Origin of the sequence: Streptomyces marincola, from assembly GCF_020410765.1 — a bacterium.
In the GTDB taxonomy this organism is placed as follows: Bacteria; Actinomycetota; Actinomycetes; order Streptomycetales; family Streptomycetaceae; genus Streptomyces; species Streptomyces marincola.
Map to the genome: position 1 here is coordinate 5438134 of NZ_CP084541.1, position 16193 is coordinate 5454326.

At 71.4% G+C, this 16193-nt stretch carries 13 protein-coding genes; 8 read left to right on the plus strand and 5 right to left on the minus strand.

What is annotated here, in order from left to right; genetic code table 11:
- Window positions 1–75: 75 nt before the first annotated feature.
- Genes LC193_RS24050 through LC193_RS24070 form a run of 5 tightly spaced genes read left to right on the plus strand, consistent with a single transcriptional unit; the run spans window position 76 to window position 6556 of the window.
- On the plus strand, window positions 76–1752 hold the full coding sequence (locus tag LC193_RS24050) for an extracellular solute-binding protein (RefSeq protein ID WP_226077380.1): 1677 nt from the start codon (window positions 76–78) through the stop codon (window positions 1750–1752).
- A 59-nt stretch (window positions 1753–1811) separates the two neighbouring features.
- Window positions 1812–2867: an ABC transporter permease gene (locus tag LC193_RS24055; protein WP_226077382.1), complete on the plus strand. Its 1056-nt coding sequence runs from the start codon at window positions 1812–1814 to the stop codon at window positions 2865–2867.
- The gene (locus LC193_RS24060) at window positions 2864–3808 is read left to right on the plus strand and encodes a carbohydrate ABC transporter permease (protein ID WP_226077384.1); all 945 of its coding nucleotides are present in this window, start codon (window positions 2864–2866) and stop codon (window positions 3806–3808) included. Before LC193_RS24055 ends, LC193_RS24060 begins: the two co-directional genes overlap by 4 nt.
- Window positions 3809–3833: 25 nt before the next feature.
- Window positions 3834–5885, plus strand: coding sequence for a beta-galactosidase (locus tag LC193_RS24065; protein WP_226077387.1), 2052 nt, complete (start codon window positions 3834–3836; stop codon window positions 5883–5885).
- Entirely contained in the window at window positions 5840–6556 is a 717-nt protein-coding gene (locus LC193_RS24070) for a GH12 family glycosyl hydrolase domain-containing protein (RefSeq protein WP_226077388.1), read from the plus strand. The genes LC193_RS24065 and LC193_RS24070 overlap by 46 nt, the downstream gene beginning before the upstream one ends.
- A 116-nt stretch (window positions 6557–6672) precedes the next feature.
- On the opposite strand, the gene LC193_RS24075 is transcribed toward LC193_RS24070, so the two are convergent.
- Both LC193_RS24075 and LC193_RS24080 read right to left on the minus strand, forming a co-directional pair.
- Window positions 6673–8739 carry a glycoside hydrolase family 31 protein gene (locus tag LC193_RS24075; protein ID WP_226077389.1) on the minus strand — a complete coding sequence of 689 codons (2067 nt, stop codon included), beginning with the start codon at window positions 8737–8739 and terminating at the stop codon, window positions 6673–6675.
- Window positions 8736–9746 carry a LacI family DNA-binding transcriptional regulator gene (locus LC193_RS24080; RefSeq protein ID WP_226077390.1) on the minus strand — a complete coding sequence of 337 codons (1011 nt, stop codon included), beginning with the start codon at window positions 9744–9746 and terminating at the stop codon, window positions 8736–8738. Before LC193_RS24080 ends, LC193_RS24075 begins: the two co-directional genes overlap by 4 nt.
- Window positions 9747–9941: 195 nt before the next feature.
- Here LC193_RS24080 and LC193_RS24085 point away from each other — a divergent pair, with 195 nt between their 5' ends.
- The 3 genes from LC193_RS24085 (at window position 9942) to LC193_RS24095 (ending at window position 13615) form a co-directional block, all read left to right on the plus strand.
- Window positions 9942–11840 (plus strand): acyl-CoA dehydrogenase family protein, encoded by a 1899-nt coding sequence (locus LC193_RS24085; protein WP_226077391.1) that lies wholly within the window; start codon window positions 9942–9944, stop codon window positions 11838–11840.
- A 220-nt stretch (window positions 11841–12060) separates the two neighbouring features.
- Window positions 12061–12954: an alpha/beta fold hydrolase gene (locus LC193_RS24090; RefSeq protein ID WP_226077392.1), complete on the plus strand. Its 894-nt coding sequence runs from the start codon at window positions 12061–12063 to the stop codon at window positions 12952–12954.
- A gap of 103 nt (window positions 12955–13057) precedes the next feature.
- Complete coding sequence (locus LC193_RS24095; protein ID WP_226077393.1) at window positions 13058–13615, plus strand: CGNR zinc finger domain-containing protein; 558 nt, start codon at window positions 13058–13060, stop codon at window positions 13613–13615.
- Between the two features lie 73 nt (window positions 13616–13688).
- Here LC193_RS24095 and LC193_RS24100 read toward each other — a convergent pair whose 3' ends face one another.
- The 3 genes from LC193_RS24100 to LC193_RS24110 all read right to left on the minus strand — a co-directional run bounded on the left by LC193_RS24100 (window position 13689) and on the right by LC193_RS24110 (window position 16178).
- Window positions 13689–14711, minus strand: coding sequence for a DUF6528 family protein (locus LC193_RS24100; protein ID WP_226077394.1), 1023 nt, complete (start codon window positions 14709–14711; stop codon window positions 13689–13691).
- A gap of 143 nt (window positions 14712–14854) precedes the next feature.
- Window positions 14855–15529 (minus strand): hypothetical protein, encoded by a 675-nt coding sequence (locus tag LC193_RS24105; protein ID WP_226077396.1) that lies wholly within the window; start codon window positions 15527–15529, stop codon window positions 14855–14857.
- A gap of 88 nt (window positions 15530–15617) precedes the next feature.
- Window positions 15618–16178: a hypothetical protein gene (locus tag LC193_RS24110; RefSeq protein WP_226077398.1), complete on the minus strand. Its 561-nt coding sequence runs from the start codon at window positions 16176–16178 to the stop codon at window positions 15618–15620.
- Window positions 16179–16193 lie beyond the last annotated feature (15 nt).

The window sequence follows — 16193 nt, forward strand, 5'->3', positions numbered from 1 at the left end:
GCAACATCGAAGCGCTTCGACCGGAATCACTGCCCCGATCGCACGAAGTCGCAATGTCTCGAAGGGTGTTGCCCTATGGCGAACTCACGCTCCGCTCCCAGCCGCAGAAAATTCCTGGCGTCCTCGGCATTCGCGGCGGCGGCGACCGCGGGCGGCGTTCCCCTGCTCACGGCGTGCGGCGGCGACGGCGGTGGCGGCGGTGGCGGTGGCCAGGAGGGCGCGGCCTCCGACGCCCAAGTCCGCGACATCCTGCCGACGTTCCAGGAGTCCGAGACGGCCTTCCCGCCCGACATCCCGGCCGAGAACGGTTCGAGCCCCGGCTACACCTCCTGGATCCCCGAGGCCGACCTGGGCGTCTCGGTGCCGGAACCGCGCGGCAACGGCGGCGAGTTCAGCGCGATGACCCCGCTGTGGGGCACCCCGCCCTCCGCCGGCAACGCGTTCTGGACCGCCATGGACGAGGGCATCGGCGTCCGCATGAACTGGCAGACGCAGGACGGCAACACCTACGGCGACAAGCTCGGCGCCGTGCTCGCCGGCACTGACATCCCCGACCTGGTGTGCATACCCGGCTGGGAGCTGACCGGGCAGATACCCCAGGCCATCGCCAGCCGCTTCGCCGACCTCGGCCCCTACCTCTCCGGCGACGCCGTCCTCGACTACCCGAACCTGGCCGCGATCCCCACCGCGGCCTGGGAGGCGTCCATCTTCTCCGGGGCCCTGCGCGGCCTGCCGATGCCGGGCGCACCCATCGGCGGTGTGATCCCCTACTACCGGCAGGACATCTTCGACGCCAACGGCTGGCAGGTGCCCACCGACCCGGACGAGTTCATCGCCTTCTGCACCGACATCACCTCCGCCTCCTCGCGCGTGTGGGCCTGCGAGGACATGAAGTGGTCGGCGTTCATCATCTTCGGCGTGCTGCCCGACAAGCCGCGCTACTGGATGGAGCGCGACGGCTCGCTGGTCAACCGGTACGAGACCGACGCCTACCTCGAAGCCCTGGAGTGGACCCGCAAGCTGTACGACGCGGGGGCCGTCCACCCGGACGCCGTCGCCGCCTCGGGCGACTCCACGCAGCGCTTCACCGCGGGCGAGTCCCTGATGTTCAACACGGGCGACGGCGCCTGGCTGAACACCACCATCGAGCAGCGGACCGCCAACCCCGACTTCCACATGAACGCGTTCGACTACTTCGGCGCGGGCGGCAACGACCCGGTCCTCTACCTCGCCAACGGCGCCGGGCTGTGGACGTTCGTCAACAAGAACCTCCCCGAGGACCGCATCCGCGAGGCCCTGGAGATCGCCAACTTCACCGCCGCCCCCTACGGCACCCGCGAGCAGCGGCTGCGCGCGTTCGGCGTCGAGGGCGTCCACTACACCGTGGAGGACGGCCTGCCGGTGCGCACCCCGCAGGGCGAGGAGGAGGTCGTCCCGGAGACGTACCCGTTCATCGCCACCGCGGGCCACGTCGTCGCGGGGCCCGACGCGCCCCGCGTCGTCGAGGACTGGACCGGCTGGATGAAGCGGCACATGCCGTACACCAGGGAACCCCTGTTCTTCGGCCGGCAGGTGCAGGAGCCGGCCCGCCTGACCAACCTCAACGACGGCTTCGAGGCCCTTGAGGACGACGTCGTCCGCGGCCGGCAGTCGATCCGCGACATGCAGAACGCCGTGGCCGAGTGGCGCCGCAACGGCGGCGACGAACTGCGCGACTTCTACCAGGGTCTGCTCGACGAGGAGAGCGCCTGACCGACCGGCGCGTCGCCCCGCGTCGCGTCGGCCCGGCCGCCGCAAGCAAGGAGAAGCTCGTGTCACAGAGCACGGTCCCCCGCCCGCCCCTGCCCAGGGAGAGCGGCGGCCCACCCCAGAAGCCCGCGGCGGCGCGCAAGGCGCCGCGGCGGCGGCGCGGGGGCGATCACCGCCTCGCCGGCGGCATCGGGCTGCGGCACCGGGTGCGCCGCGACTGGGTGCTGGTCCTGATGACGCTGCCCGCGGTGCTGCTGCTCGTGGTGTTCGCCTACATCCCCATCGCGGGCAACGTCATCGCGTTCCAGTTCTACAGCCCCTACGCGGGCGACGGGTTCTTCGACGCCATGGCGAACAGCGCCTGGACCGGCATGGAGAACTTCCAGCGCATGCTGGACGACAGGGACTTCTGGAACGCGGTGCAGAACACGCTGATGTTCTCCTCGCTCCAGCTGCTGCTGTTCTTCCCCGTGCCCATCGCCCTGGCCCTGCTGATCAACAGCATCCTGCACAGCAAGGTCCGCGCGTGGGCCCAGGCCGTGCTCTACCTGCCGCACTTCTTCTCCTGGGTGCTGGTCATCACCGTCTTCCAGCAGATGTTCGGCGGCGCCGGGCTCGTCGCCCAGCTGGCCCGTGACTGGGGCCTGACCGACAGCTTCGACCTGATGACCGACCCCGGCTTCTTCAAGTGGCTGATCACCGCCCAGGTCATCTGGAAGGACGCCGGCTGGGGCATCATCGTCTTCCTCGCCGCCCTCTCCATGGTCAACACCGAGCTGTACGAGTCGGCAGCCGTCGACGGCGCGGGACGCTGGCGGCGCATGTGGCACGTGACGCTGCCCGCGCTGCGCCCGGTCATCGCCCTGCTGCTCGTGCTCCAGGTCGGGAACATGCTGACCGTCGGCAGCGAGCAGTTCCTCATCCAGCGCACCGCGGTCGGACCGGGCGCCTCGGAAGTGCTCGACACCTACGTCTGGAACCGCGGGATCGCGAACGGGGACTTCAGCTACGCGGCGGCCATCGGCATCGTCAAGGGCGTCTTCAGCCTCGCCCTGGTCCTGGCAGCCAACCGAGTCGCCCACGCGATGGGCGAGCAGGGGGTGTACTCGCGGCGATGAGCGCCATCACCGACACCAGCGTCCTGGTCGAGGACAAGGAGGAGAAGGGCAAACGGCAGCGGCCCGCCTGGGAGGAGCAGCCGACCCGCGTCGGGCTGACCGCCAAGGGCGCCATCCTCGGCATCGCCCTGCTCGCCATCCTCTTCCCCATCTGGATCGTCCTGATCACCAGCCTCTCCGACGCGGAGACCGTCAGCCGGGCCGGCGGGCTCGTGGTCTGGCCCGACGGCATCAGCTTCGACGCCTACCGCGAACTCCTCAGCGGCGGCGAGGTCTCCCGCGCCATGATGGTCTCCATCGGCGTCACGGTGGTCGGCACCACGTTCAGCATGGCCGTCTCCGTGCTGGCCGCCTACGGCCTCTCGCGCATCGGCTCGCTGTGGCACCGCGGCCTGCTGTTCACGCTGCTCGCCACCATGTTCTTCGGCGGCGCCGGCATCATCCCCACCTACCTGCTCATCCAGAGCCTGGGGCTGATGAACACCTACGCCGCGCTGATCCTCCCCATGGCCGTGAACGTCTTCAACATCCTGGTGCTGCGGGCGTTCTTCATGAACGTCGGCCAGGAGATCATCGACAGCGCCCGCATCGACGGGGCCGGCGAGTTCCGCATCCTGTGGCAGATGGTGCTGCCGCTCTCCCGGGCCGTCCTCGCCGTCATCGCCCTCTTCTACGCCGTGGCCTACTGGGGCAACTGGTTCGCCGGCTTCATCTACATCAACGACCAGGAGAAGCTGCCGCTCCAGAACGTGCTCCAGCAGATCGTCCTGGCCAACGAGCGGCCCGCCGGCATGGCCCAGATCATCGGCACCGGCCAGATCTCCAGCATCTCGGTGCAGACCGCGGTCATGATTCTCGCGCTGCTGCCTGTGGCCATTCTCTCTCCGTTCGTCCAACGCCACTTCAAGAAGGGCATGCTGATCGGAGCCGTGAAGGGCTGACGGCGAACGACAGGAGGAGACGACCATGGCCGCGCTGCACGACGCCACCCGGGGGAAGCTGCTGTTCGGGGGCGACTACAACCCCGAGCAGTGGCCACCCGAGGTGTGGCAGGACGACGTCCGGCTGATGCGGGAGGCCGGTGTCAACCTCGCCACCGTCGGTGTGTTCTCGTGGGCCACGCTGGAGCCGAGACCGGGGGCGCGCGACTTCGGCTGGCTCGACCGCGTGCTCGACCTGCTCCACGAGAACGGCATCGGCGTGTGCCTGGCCACGCCCACCGCCTCCCCGCCGCCCTGGCTCGGGGCCCGCCACCCCGAGACTCTGCCGCGGGACGAGAACGGCACGGTGGTCTGGTACGGAGCGCGCAACCAGTTCTGCGCCTCCTCACCGGTCTACCGCGAGCACGCCGCCGCCATCGCCGACGACCTCGCCCGCCGCTACGGCGGCCACCCGGGCCTGCGCATGTGGCACATCAACAACGAGTACGGCACCACCTGCTACTGCGACGTGAGCGCCCGCCACTTCCGCGCCTGGCTGCGCGACCGGTACGGCGACCTCGACGCCCTGAACGCCGCGTGGGGCACGGCGTTCTGGAGCCAGCGCTACGACTCCTGGGAGGAGGTGCTGCCGCCGCGCCGCGCCCAGTACCTCATCAACCCCTCCCAGGCACTGGACTTCCGCCGCTTCACCAGCGACGCGCTGCTCGAATGCTTCACCGCGGAACGCGACATCGTCGCGGCGCACAGCCCGGGCATCCCCGTCACGACCAACTTCATGCCGCTGTTCGCCGGGCAGGACGGCTGGCGCTGGGCCGCCGAGGAGGACGTCGTCTCCGTCGACGTCTACCCGGACCCGGCCGCCGCCCCCGACGACCCGGCGGGACCCGCGCACGGCGCGCTCGTCCAGGACCTCACCAGGTCCCAGGCCGGCGGCCCCTGGATGCTCATGGAGCAGGCCGCGTCCGCCGTCAACTTCCGCCCGGTCAACGGTCCCAAGCCCGCGGGCGTGATGCGCCTGTGGTCGCTCCAGGCCGTCGCGCGCGGCGCGGACGCCGTCTGCTTCTTCCAGTGGCGGGCCTCCCGGCAGGGCAGCGAGAAGTTCCACTCGGCGATGCTGCCGCACGCCGGCGAGGGCTCCCGCACGTTCGGGCACATCCGCGAGCTCGGCGCCCAGCTGCGCGACCTCACCCCCGTCCTCGGCAGCCACGTCACCGCGGACATCGCGATCCTGCACGACTGGTCCGCGTGGTGGGCCGCCGAGCAGCCGGGGCGCCCCTCCGCCGAGATGCGCTACCCGCAGCTGCTCGCCGCCTGGCACCAGGCCCTGTGGCAGCAGAACCTGACCACCGACTTCGCCCACCCGGAGACCGAGCTCACCGGCTACCGCATGGTGGTCGTCCCGCAGCTCTACCTCCTCAGCGACGCCGCGCTCGACGGCCTGGCCGCCTACGTCCGCGGCGGCGGCACCCTCGTGTGCGGCTTCTTCACCGGCGTCGCCGACACCGACGACCGCATCCGCGAGGGCGGCATCGACGCCCGGCTGCGCGAGGTGCTCGGCCTCGCGACGCTGCACGAGTGGTGGCCGCTGCCGCCCGGTGGGACCGTCGCCCTCACCGACGGCACCACGGGCAGCATCTGGAGCGAGGACCTCGAACCCGCGGGCGCCGAGGTCGTCGCCGCCTACGCCGAGGGCGAGCTGGCCGGCCGGCCCGCGCTCACCCGGCACGCCCACGGCCGCGGCCGCGCCTGGTACGTCTCCACGCTGCCGGAACGCCCCGCGCTCGCCGCGCTGCTGGCCCGCGCCGCGGACGAGGCCGGCCTCGCACCGGTCCTGCCCGAGGCACCCGCGGGCGTGGAGGCCGTGCGGCGCGGCGGACACCTCTTCCTCCTCAACCACGGACCCGAGCGGGTCACCGTCCCCCTGCACACCCCCCACACCGACCTGCTCACCGGCCGCGCCCACCGGGACGCCATCGCCCTGGAACGCCACGGCGCGGCCGTTCTCACCCCCCACACCGAAGGGAGTCGTCCATGCGACGACACATCCGACGACGCGTCCTCGCCTCCGCCGCCCTGACCACCGCCGCGGTCACCGGCGTCGGACTCACCGCCGGCACCGCGAACGCCGCCGCCACCTGGGAGTCCTGCGACCAGTGGGGCAACTGGGAGCCCGGCGACGGCTACATCGTCTACAACAACATCTGGGGCTCGGGCGCCGGCAGCCAGTGCATCGCCGCCGACTCCGGATCCCAGTGGTCCGTGACCGCCGACCACCCGAACACCGGCGGCATCAAGTCCTACCCGAACGCCAAGTGGATCGTCGACGAACCCATCGGCGACATCGGCTCGCTCAGCGCGACCTACGACGTCACCGTCCCCAGCGGCGGCGCGCACAACACCACGTTCGACGTGTGGGACGAGAACTACGACCACGAGATCATGCTGTGGATGAACTGGACGGGCCCGGTCGGCCCGCTCGGCACGTCCGTCGGCGAGGCCACCGTGGGCGGCCACACCTGGGACGTCTACCGCGGCAGCAACGGCGCCAACAACGTCTACTCGTTCCTGCGCCACGGCGACTCCACGCGGGGCGAGGTCGACATCCTGCCCGTGCTCGACTGGATCACGGAGCGGGGCTGGATGAGCCAGGACACGGTCATCGGCGACGTGCAGTTCGGCTACGAGATCACCTCGTCGGCCGGCGGTCTGGAATTCGTCACCCACGACTTCCGCGTCAGCGAGAGCTGACCGCAAAGACGCCGACGCCCGCGAGCCGCACGGCTCGCGGGCGTCGGCGCGCGCGGTGGCGCGTGGTCCGCCGCCCACCCGCCGCCCTGCACGGGGCGGGTGGCCGGCGGAGTCGTTCAGCCGGTGACCGGCAGTCGCGCGCCGTCGCGCAGGAACAGCGGAATGCGGTCAAGCGGCGCCGGCACCACCACCCGCGCGCCCCCCGCGTACTCGGTGCCCGTCCACGCGTCGGTCCACCGCGCCCCCGCGGGCAGGTACACCGCGCGCTCGCGCGCCCCCGCCTCAAGCACCGGCGCCACCAGCAGATCGGGCCCGAACAGGTAGGAGTCCGCGACGTCCCACGCCTCCGCGTCGCCGGGGAACTCAAGGAACAGCGGACGCATCGGCGGCAGCCCCTCCTCGTGCGCGGTCCGCATCTGCGCCAGCACATAAGGGCGCAACCGCTCCCGCAGCCCCAGGTACCACTCAAGCACCCGGCCGGCCTCGGCGCCGAAGGACCACACCTCGTTGGGGCCGCCGGTCATCCCGGGCCCGAGCGGCATCCCCGGCTCGCGGAAGCCGTGCAGGCGCATCAGCGGCGACAGCGCGCCGAACTGGAACCAGCGCACCAGCACCTCCCGGTACTCCGGGTCGTCCGGGTCGCCGCCGTGGAAGCCCCCGATGTCGGTGTTCCACCACGGAATCCCGGACAGCGCCGTGTTCAGCCCCGCCGCGATCTGCCGCCGCAGCGTGGCGAAGTCGGTGCCGATGTCACCGGACCACAGCGCCGCCCCGTGCCGCTGACTGCCCGCCCACGCCGACCGGTTCAGCGTGATCACGCCGTCCGCCGCCACCCCGGCCGCCCGCAGGCCCTCGTCGAACGCCCTGGCGTTCTCACGCGGGTACAGGTTCCCCACCTCAAGCCCGGGACCGGCGTGGTACCGCAGGTTCGCCGCGAAACCGGGCTTCAGCTCCGGCTCGCACGCGTCCAGCCAGAACGCCGTGATGCCGTACGGCTCCACGTAGTTCTCCCGCACCCGGGACCACACGAAGTCCCGCGCCGCCGGGTTGGTCGCGTCGTAGAACGCCACCTGCACCGGCTCGGCGACCTCCTTGTCCGGCCAGTCCGCGTGCGCCATCGGCCCGTACTCCGTGCCGATGAACAGGCCGCGCTGCTCCATCGGCGCGTGGTTCTCGCTCAGCGGCGACACCGAGGGCCACACCGAGACCACCAGCTGGACGCCGAGTTCGGACAACTCCCGCACCATGGCCGCCGGGTCGGGCCACTCGGCCGGGTCGAACTTCCACTCGCCCAGGTGCGTCCAGTGGAAGAAGTCGCACACGATCGCCGAGAGCGGCAGCCCGCGCCGCTTGTACTCGCGGGCCACGCCCAGCAGTTCCTCCTGCGTGCGGTAGCGCAGCTTGCACTGCCAGAACCCGGCCGCCCATTCCGGCAGCATCGGCGCACGGCCCGTGACCGCCGTGTACCGGCGCTGCGCCTGCGCCGGCGGGCCCGCCGTGATCCAGTAGTCGATCTGCCGCGCGCTGTCCGCCACCCACCGGGTGCCGTTGTGCGCCAGCTCCACGCGGCCGATGGCCGGGTTGTTCCACAGCAGCGTGTAGCCGCGGCTCGACGTCAGCACGGGTATCGTCACCTCGGCGTTGCGCTGCACGAGGTCGATGACGGCGCCCTTCTGGTCCAGCAGCCCGTGCTGGTGCTGCCCGAGACCGTAGAGCCGTTCCCCCGGATACGCGGCGAACCGCTGTTCGAGCCGGTGGTGGCCGTTGCCCGTGGGCGTGTAGAGCCGCGGGCCCGGCCACCAGAAGTGCGCGCGCTCCTCGGCCAGCAACTCGCCGCCGTCCTCGGTGCGCAGGAACCTGACCTGCCCCTCCGCGCTCACCTCGGCGGTGATCGCGCCGCAGGTCAGCGTCGCCACCCGGGCGGAGATCTCGACCACGGCCGGCTCCGCGTTCTCGGGGTTCTCGGGGTTCTCGGGGATCTCGGGGTTCTCGGCCAGGGCGCCCGGCAGCCCTTCGAGCACGGGCCCGCCGAGGCGGGCGCGCACCCGCAGGCCGTCCCGGCCCCAGGGCTCGACCCGCAGCGCCTCCTGCCGGCCGCTCCACTCCAGCGCGCCGGCGCTGTCGGAGAACGTCCCGACGGTGGGGGAGGACTGGGCGAGGGAAACGGCGGAGGAGTCGTTCACGGCGCTCCTGTCGGGGTGGGGGCGGGTCCCGTGCTCGCCCGGACGGTCAACTGCGGGGGAAGCAACTCGCTCACCGCTCCGGCCCCGTCCATCACCAGCTCGACCGCGCGCCGCCCCATCTCGTGGGCGGGGATGGCCACCGAGGTCAGCGCGACCGACTGCTGGGTGGCCACCGGCTCGGGGCACACCGCGACCACCGAGATGTCCTCGGGAACGGCGCGCCCCTGCTGCCGCAGCAGGCTGAGCAGCGGGCCGATGGCCGCCTCGTTCTGCACGATCATCGCGGTGGTGGCGGGCCGTTCGTCGAAGATGCGGGCCAGCGTGCCCGCCGTCGACTCGTAGCTGCCGTCGCACGGCCGGTGCAGCACGCGCACGCCCAGCTCGGCGGCGCGTTCGCGCACGCCCTGGAGCGTGCGTTCGGCGAACCCGGTGCGCCGTTCGTACACGGCCGCGGCCTCGCCGACCACCGCGATGTCCCGGTGCCCGAGCCCGGCCAGGTGCTCGGCGCACAGCCGGCCGGTCGCGGCGAAGTCCAGGTCCACGCAAGTCAGGCCGCTGGGGTCGGCGGGCAGGCCGATGAGCGCTGCGGGCCGCCCGGCCTCGCGGACCAGGGGCAGCCTGGCGTCCTCAAGCTCGACGTCCATCAGGATCATCGCGTCGGCCAGGCCGCTGCCGACCACCCGCCGCATCGCCTCCGGCCCTTCCTGGCCCGTCAGCAGCAGGACGTCGAGGCCGCGTTCGCGGGCCGTGGTGGCCACGGCGATGGCGATCTCCACCATGACCGGCACATAGGTGTCGATACGCAGCGGCATCATGAGGGCGATGATGTTCGACTTGCTGCTCGCGAGCGCCCGGGCGCCCGCGTTGGGGTGGTAGCCGAGTTCCCTGATGGATTTCTCGACGCGTTCCCTGGTCCTCATGGAGATGGTCCGTTTGCCGCTGAGGACGTAACTCACCGTACTGGCGGAGACCCCGGCATGCCGGGCGACCTCGGCGAGAGTGACCATCTGCTCTCCCAAGAGGAATGTAGTGAAGCGCTTCGACAGCGGCTGTCTATGTAATCGCGTTGACCTTAGACCTCATGACGGCGCGTGTCCATACATGTGTCGAAGCGCTTCAACTCCGGGCGCGCAGACGCTTTCAGACGGTCGGAAACGGGTACGTACGCACCAGTAGTGCTCATCGGGACGAGGTGTGTGAACATGACCGTCTCCGAAAGGGAAGCCCGCCGGGTCGCCGAGGCCGCCCGGCAACAGGAATGGCGCAAGCCGAGCTTCGCCAAGGAACTTTTCCTCGGCCGGCTGCGCGTCGATCTCATTCACCCGCGACCCGAGCCGGCCGGGCCGCCCACCCACCGCGGCGAACGCTTTCTCGGCCGGCTCCGCGCGTTCTGCGAACGGATCGACGGCGCCGCGATCGAGCGCGAGGCGCGCATCCCCGACGCGGTGGTCACCGGCCTGCGGGAACTCGGCGCGTTCGGCATGAACATCCCCGAGGAGTACGGCGGCCTCGGCCTCGACCACGTGCACTACCACCGCGCCCTGGCGCTGGCCGGCACCGCGAGCCCCGCCGTCGGCGCGCTGCTGTCCGCCCACCAGTCCATCGGGGTCCCGCAGCCGCTGAAGCTGTTCGGCACCGAGGAGCAGCGCAGGACCTTCCTGCCGCGCTGCGCGCGCGGCGCGATCTCCGCGTTCCTGCTGACCGAGCCGGACGTCGGCTCCGACCCGGCCCGCGTCGCCACGACCGCGGTGCGCGAGGGCGACCACTACGTGCTCGACGGCGTGAAACTGTGGACCACCAACGGCGTCGTCGCCGAACTCCTCCTCGTGCTCGCGGCCGTCCCCGGCCGCGGCATCACCGCGTTCGTCGTCGAGGCGGGCGCGCCTGGCGTCACGGTGGAGCGGCGCAACGCCTTCATGGGGCTGCGCGGCATCGAGAACGGCGTCACCCGCCTGCACCGGGTGCGCGTGCCCGTCGCCCACCGCGTCGGCGACGAGGGGGCCGGCCTCAAGATCGCCCTGACCACGCTGAACACCGGCCGGCTCGCCCTGCCCGCGCTGTGCCTCGGCGCCGGCAAGTGGTGCCTGAAGACGGCCCGCGAGTGGTCGGCGGAACGCGAGCAGTGGGGCCGGCCGGTCGGCAGGCACGAGGCGGTCGGCGCCAAGCTGTCGTTCATCGCCGCCACGGTCTTCGCGCTCGAAGCCATCGTCGAACTGTCCGGCGAACTCGCGGACGAGGGCCGCCACGACATCCGCATCGAGGCGGCGCTCGCCAAGCTGTTCGGCAGCGAGATGACGTGGCGCGTCGCCGACGAACTCGTCCAGATCCGCGGCGGGCGCGGCTACGAAACGGCGGCGTCGCTCGCGGCGCGCGGCGAGCGCGGGGTCCCGGCCGAGCAGATGCTGCGCGACCTGCGCGGCAACAGGATCTTCGAGGGCTCGACCGAGATGATGCGCCTGCTGATCGCCCGCGAGGCGGTCGACGCCCACCTGAAGGTCGCCGGCGGCCTCATCGACCCCCACTCCTCGTTCACCCAGAAACGCAAATCCGCCACGGCCGCCGGCGCCTTCTACGCCCGCTGGCTGCCCACCCTGGCCACCGGGCGCGGCCATCTGCCGCTGGCCTACGGCGACTTCCACGTGTCCAGGCACCCCAACCTGGCCGCCCACCTGCGGTTCGCCGAACGCTCCTCGCGCCGCCTCGCCCGCGCCACCTTCATGGGGATGTCGCGGTGGCAGGGGCGGTTGGAGAGCAAGCAGATCTTCCTCGGGCGCGTCGTCGACATCGGAGCTGAGCTCTTCGCGATGTCGGCCGCCTGCGTCCACGCCGAACGCCTCCGCTCCCACGAGGACCACGGGAAGGAGGCGTACCACCTGGCCGACACGTTCTGCCGGCAGGCGCGGCTGCGCGTCGACGACCTCTTCCACAACCTGTGGCACAACGCGGACGCCGCCGACGCCGCGCTGGCGGGCGGCGTCCTGGCGGGCGACTACGCCTGGCTTGAGGAGGGCATCCACGACCCCTCGACGCCCGGCCCGTGGATCGCGCCACCGGTCGAGGGCCCTTCCTCCCACCCGGATCTGCGCCGCGGCATCGGGTGAGGCCAGGTCGGCCCCGAGGTGCCGTCCTGGCGGTCATGCCCCGAGCCCGATGACCGGGGCCGCGCTCGTCACGGCCCCGGCGGGCGCGCGTGCGTCGACTCCACCACCCCGTCCTGCCGGCACGGACTCCCAGCCTCCGTTGATAACTGTTATAAGCGTCTAGAGCGGTTACTATCGAGGTCCGCCGAGGCCGTCGGCAGTGAGCGAGGAGGAGTCCGCCGTGAAGCACTCAGCCAGGACGAGGCACCGCGACCGCCGAGTGGAGGGGCTGCGGGTGCACTACCGCGAAGCGGGGACGCCGTCGTCGACCGCGGTCGTCCTGCTGCACGGAGCCCCCAGCTCGTCGTACTCCTTCCGCGAGGTGCTCCCGGTCCTGGGCGAGCACGCCTACGCGGTCGCGCCGGACCTTCCCGGGTTCGGGTTCTCCGATGACCCGCCGGAGGAGTACGCGTGCGTCTACCAAGGGCTCTCCCATGTGATCGAGGCTCTGCTCGACGACCTCGGTGTGCGCAGGTACGTGCTGTTCGTGACGGACTACAGCACGCCGGTGGGCTACTCCATGGCCACCCGCCACCCGGAGCGGGTGCTGGGTCTTGTGGTGCAGAACGGCAACGCGCACGACGCCGGCCTGGGCCGGGCGTGGGACTCGGCCCGGCGCTTCTGGGCCGATCCGACCGAGGAGAACAGGGCCGCGCTGCCGGAGTGGCTGACGTTCGAGGGCACCAGGGACACCTACCTCGGAGGGCTGCCCGAGGAGGTCGCGGAGCTGCATGCGCCGGAGTCGTGGCATCTGGACTGGGAGCACCTGGCGCGGCCGGGCCGCACCGAGGTGTACTTCCGGTTCTTCCAGGACTACCGCAACCACGTCGCCCGCTTCGGGGAGATCGCCGACTACCACGCCACGTGGCAACCGCCGTGCATGGTGCTGTGGGGGCGCCACGACCCTGCCTTCGACATCGCCGAAGTCCTCGCGTACCACCGGGCGCTGACCACGCTCCAGGCGCACATCTTCGACGGCGGGCACTTCCTGCTGGAGACCCACGCCGCCGAGGTCGCCGACCTGCTCGTCGCCTTCGCCCGCGACGCACGCGAACGCGCGAGGTCCGCCGTATGACCGGGCCGGCCCCGACGGCCGCACCGGCGACGGGCAGCGACCGATGGACGGAGAACGCGGGCGAGGGCAGGCGCGCCCGGCCCGCCACGAGGCGCCGACGGCCATGACGACCGCCACCGCGTGGGGCGAGGACCACTTCGTCGCCGGGAACCTGGCGCTCGATTTCGCCAACACCGTCTACCGCCGCTGGCCCGAACCAGGCGCCGACCTGTTCACCGGCCCCGACACATTCGCCGCCTGGCTCGCCCGGGCGGGCCTCCTGCCGGAAAGCCCCCGCGGCAGTGCGACCGAGGCCGCCCTGGCCGAGGCCCGCACGCTACGGGCGCTGCTGTGGACGGTCTTCGACGCGCACAGGGAGGGGCGGACGATCCCCGCCGATGCCTTCGCGGGCCTGCTCGACACCGCCCGGCGTTCCGTCACCGACCTGACCGTTCATGCCGACGGGTCCGCAAGACCCCGCGGCCCGCGGGGGGCTCTCGCGGTCGTGGCGCTGAACGGCGTCGCGCTCGCGCTCGACCCGCCCCCGCAGGGCGTGCGCGCCTGCGACCGGTGCGGCTGGTTCTTCATCGACTCCTCCCGCGGCCGTCGGCGTCGCTGGTGCAGCATGAAGACCTGCGGCAACCAGGCCAAGGCCGCCCGCTACCGCTCCTCCCGCCCGTGATGCGCGCGTGCGCGCCGGGCCGCGCGGGGGCATCCGGTCGCACCGCCCCGAAGGCCCCCGCCCTGAGCGGCTTCTAGCGCGGGAGCCACCAACGCGCCTTGTAGATACCGCCGTCGACCAGCTTCCGGCTGTCGGTGGGCCGGTGCAGGTCCACGGTCGTGGTCCACCACGTCTTCTCAAGCCCCGGCTCGGGCGCGTTGGAAAGGACCCGCCCCGTGCGCGGATCGTCCCCCACGGCCTTCACGGAACTGCGCGAGATCTCCTCGGCGCCGGGGAAGTCCCGCACGAAGACGCGACGCGCGATGTCGTACTGGAAGACCGCGGCGTTCGTCGTCACCCACAGCCGCCCCGGCCGGCCCAGCACGGGGAAGAGGTCGTGCCCGCCGGCCGTCCGCCCGGGGGTGGCCACGGGCAGCGGCACCGCGAACCGCTGCCGCAGCGTGGGACGCACCCGCCGCCCCGCCACCTCGTAGGCGACCAACTCGTCGTCGCCCACGGCCCACAGCACCTCACGCGCGTCGTCCCAGTGCAGTCCGTGCGCGCCCTTCAGCTCGGCGTCCACGTAACGCCCGGCGTGCGGCCCCAGCGACGCGGCGAACAGCCGCACCAGCGCACCGGTGCTGCACGCGACCGCGACGTTCCCGTCCGGCAGGATCTCGGCGGAGTGCGGGTTGAACAGGTCGTCGCCGGCGCCGAGGCCGCCGGCCCAGTACCGCCGGCCCGACGGGTACTCGACGACGGCGGCGAAACCGAACGATGCCGTGGTCAGCACGAAGGTCCGGCCCCGGTACCGCCGCACCTTGGCCTCATCCGGGTACACCCAGCTGGTCTCGGGCACCAGGTCGCGGTAACGGGCGTCCCCCAGCGGGGAGAACGCCCACCGCACGACGGACGGCTCGGCGGCCGGGTCCCACACGCTCACGCGCGGATCGAGCAGCAGCAGTCGCCGGCCGGCCTGCTCGGTGACCAGCACCGGGGGTATGCCCCGGGGCCTCGCGGTGGCCTGCCCCGCGGCCCCGAACGCGATCCCGGCACCCGCCGCTGCGGCCCCGAGCAGCACGCCGCGGCGTGACCGGAAGTGAAAGTCGAGGGACATGAACTCCCCTTCGTGCATCGGCTGTTCAGTCGCACATACCGCTTGACGCGACCGAAATCTGCCATGTCGCACAAGAAGGAGAAAGTGTCCTTGAAGGAAACTCCGGTGAACGGCAGGTGCCGCACGCGCCCACGGGGCGCCGGTCAGACGTCGCAGTCCAGCTTCGCGGCCAGCCCGGCCACGTAACTCCGGGCAAAGTCGGCGACCCGCTCCCGCCGTTCATCTCCTTCGGCATGGTCGCCGGGCACGTGGATGACCGCGAGCACGTGCGTGTAGCTGTCATACGTCGAGGGATCGCGACATGACCAGGCGGCCACCGCGCCGTCCACCCACACGGCGCCCGAGCCGCCATCGATCAGCTCGACTTCCTCCGGCTCGGGAAATTCATTCGACCGTGCGTATGTCAGGGCGTCTTCCGTCTCATCGGAGCTGTAGCCTGTGACACTGATCTGCACCTCGTCGTCGACGGTCACGTCGCACGTCTTCGCGCTGCGGATGTCCCGCGGAGCCGCGTCGATCACGTCACCCGGCGGCAGCAGCCCGCGCAGCGCCTCAGCATGTACAGAAGCCCCGCACATCTCCTCGGGAACGGTGTACCGGTATTCCGCACCACCGCATGCGATGAGAAGGGCGGCGCATGCAAGGAGTATCGGTATCCCTTTCCGGTAAGTGGGTCGGTAGGCGGCCATCCGTTGTTCGGGTCTCCCTTCGGTGCTCTGCCCCAGATTCGCGGCCGTATAGGTGGCGGCGCACGTTCCAGCAAGTGAGCCCTCGGGGCAGTTGACCTTTCCCGGAGTGCGGCTGTTGGAGCGCTTCATGATCTGGAGACGATCGGAATCCGTCAGTGCACGGCGCGACGTGTGGTGGTCCGGGCGTGATGCTGCGGGTGCTGTGCGGCGCGCGGGGCTACCTTGTGGGGCTCGGCGAGGTCGGTCGGGCGTCGCAGTCGAGCTGTTCGGCTAGTCCGGTCACGTAGCTGCGGGTGAAGTCGGTGATCCGTTCGCGCCGTTCGTCCTCCGGTACGTGGTCGCCGTAGAGATGTATCTGCACCAGCACGGCGTCGGTTCCGTCTCCGGCTCCGCAGGGGAGGGAGAACACTGCGCCGTCGTCTGCCAGCACGGCGGGGATGCCCGGGCCCCAATTCTCCTCAATCGTGTTCTCCAGCTGGAGCGTACGCGCGTGCTCGACGGGGTCCAGTGCTCCGACGACGGCGTAGCCCGTGATGTCGATGTAGAATCTCGAGTCGACCCTGACCTCGCAGGTTGTTGCCACGCCCGGGACTGGGGCGGCCTCCAGTTTTTCACCTGAGGGGAGAAGCGCGCGCAGCGCTGCGGGGTCGATGGGCGTGTCACAGATGTGATCGGGTGCGGTGTAGTTGGGTTTGTCGTCAGCGCATGCGGTAAGAAAGGCGCTGAGTGCCAGAAGTATCAGTGCACTGTTTCGGGAGAAGGATCGGTGGGTGGTCATTCGTTGTTCGGGTCT

Coding starts and splice junctions, on each gene's coding strand:
- LC193_RS24050 (WP_226077380.1), top strand. CDS start 76: ATGGCGAACTCACGCTCCGCTCCCAGCCGCAGAAAATTCCTGGCGTCC.
- LC193_RS24060 (WP_226077384.1), top strand. CDS start 2,864: ATGAGCGCCATCACCGACACCAGCGTCCTGGTCGAGGACAAGGAGGAG.
- LC193_RS24065 (WP_226077387.1), top strand. CDS start 3,834: ATGGCCGCGCTGCACGACGCCACCCGGGGGAAGCTGCTGTTCGGGGGC.
- LC193_RS24070 (WP_226077388.1), top strand. CDS start 5,840: ATGCGACGACACATCCGACGACGCGTCCTCGCCTCCGCCGCCCTGACC.
- LC193_RS24080 (WP_226077390.1), bottom strand. CDS start 9,746: ATGGTCACTCTCGCCGAGGTCGCCCGGCATGCCGGGGTCTCCGCCAGT.
- LC193_RS24085 (WP_226077391.1), top strand. CDS start 9,942: ATGACCGTCTCCGAAAGGGAAGCCCGCCGGGTCGCCGAGGCCGCCCGG.
- LC193_RS24095 (WP_226077393.1), top strand. CDS start 13,058: ATGACGACCGCCACCGCGTGGGGCGAGGACCACTTCGTCGCCGGGAAC.
- LC193_RS24100 (WP_226077394.1), bottom strand. CDS start 14,711: ATGTCCCTCGACTTTCACTTCCGGTCACGCCGCGGCGTGCTGCTCGGG.
- LC193_RS24105 (WP_226077396.1), bottom strand. CDS start 15,529: ATGAAGCGCTCCAACAGCCGCACTCCGGGAAAGGTCAACTGCCCCGAG.
- LC193_RS24110 (WP_226077398.1), bottom strand. CDS start 16,178: ATGACCACCCACCGATCCTTCTCCCGAAACAGTGCACTGATACTTCTG.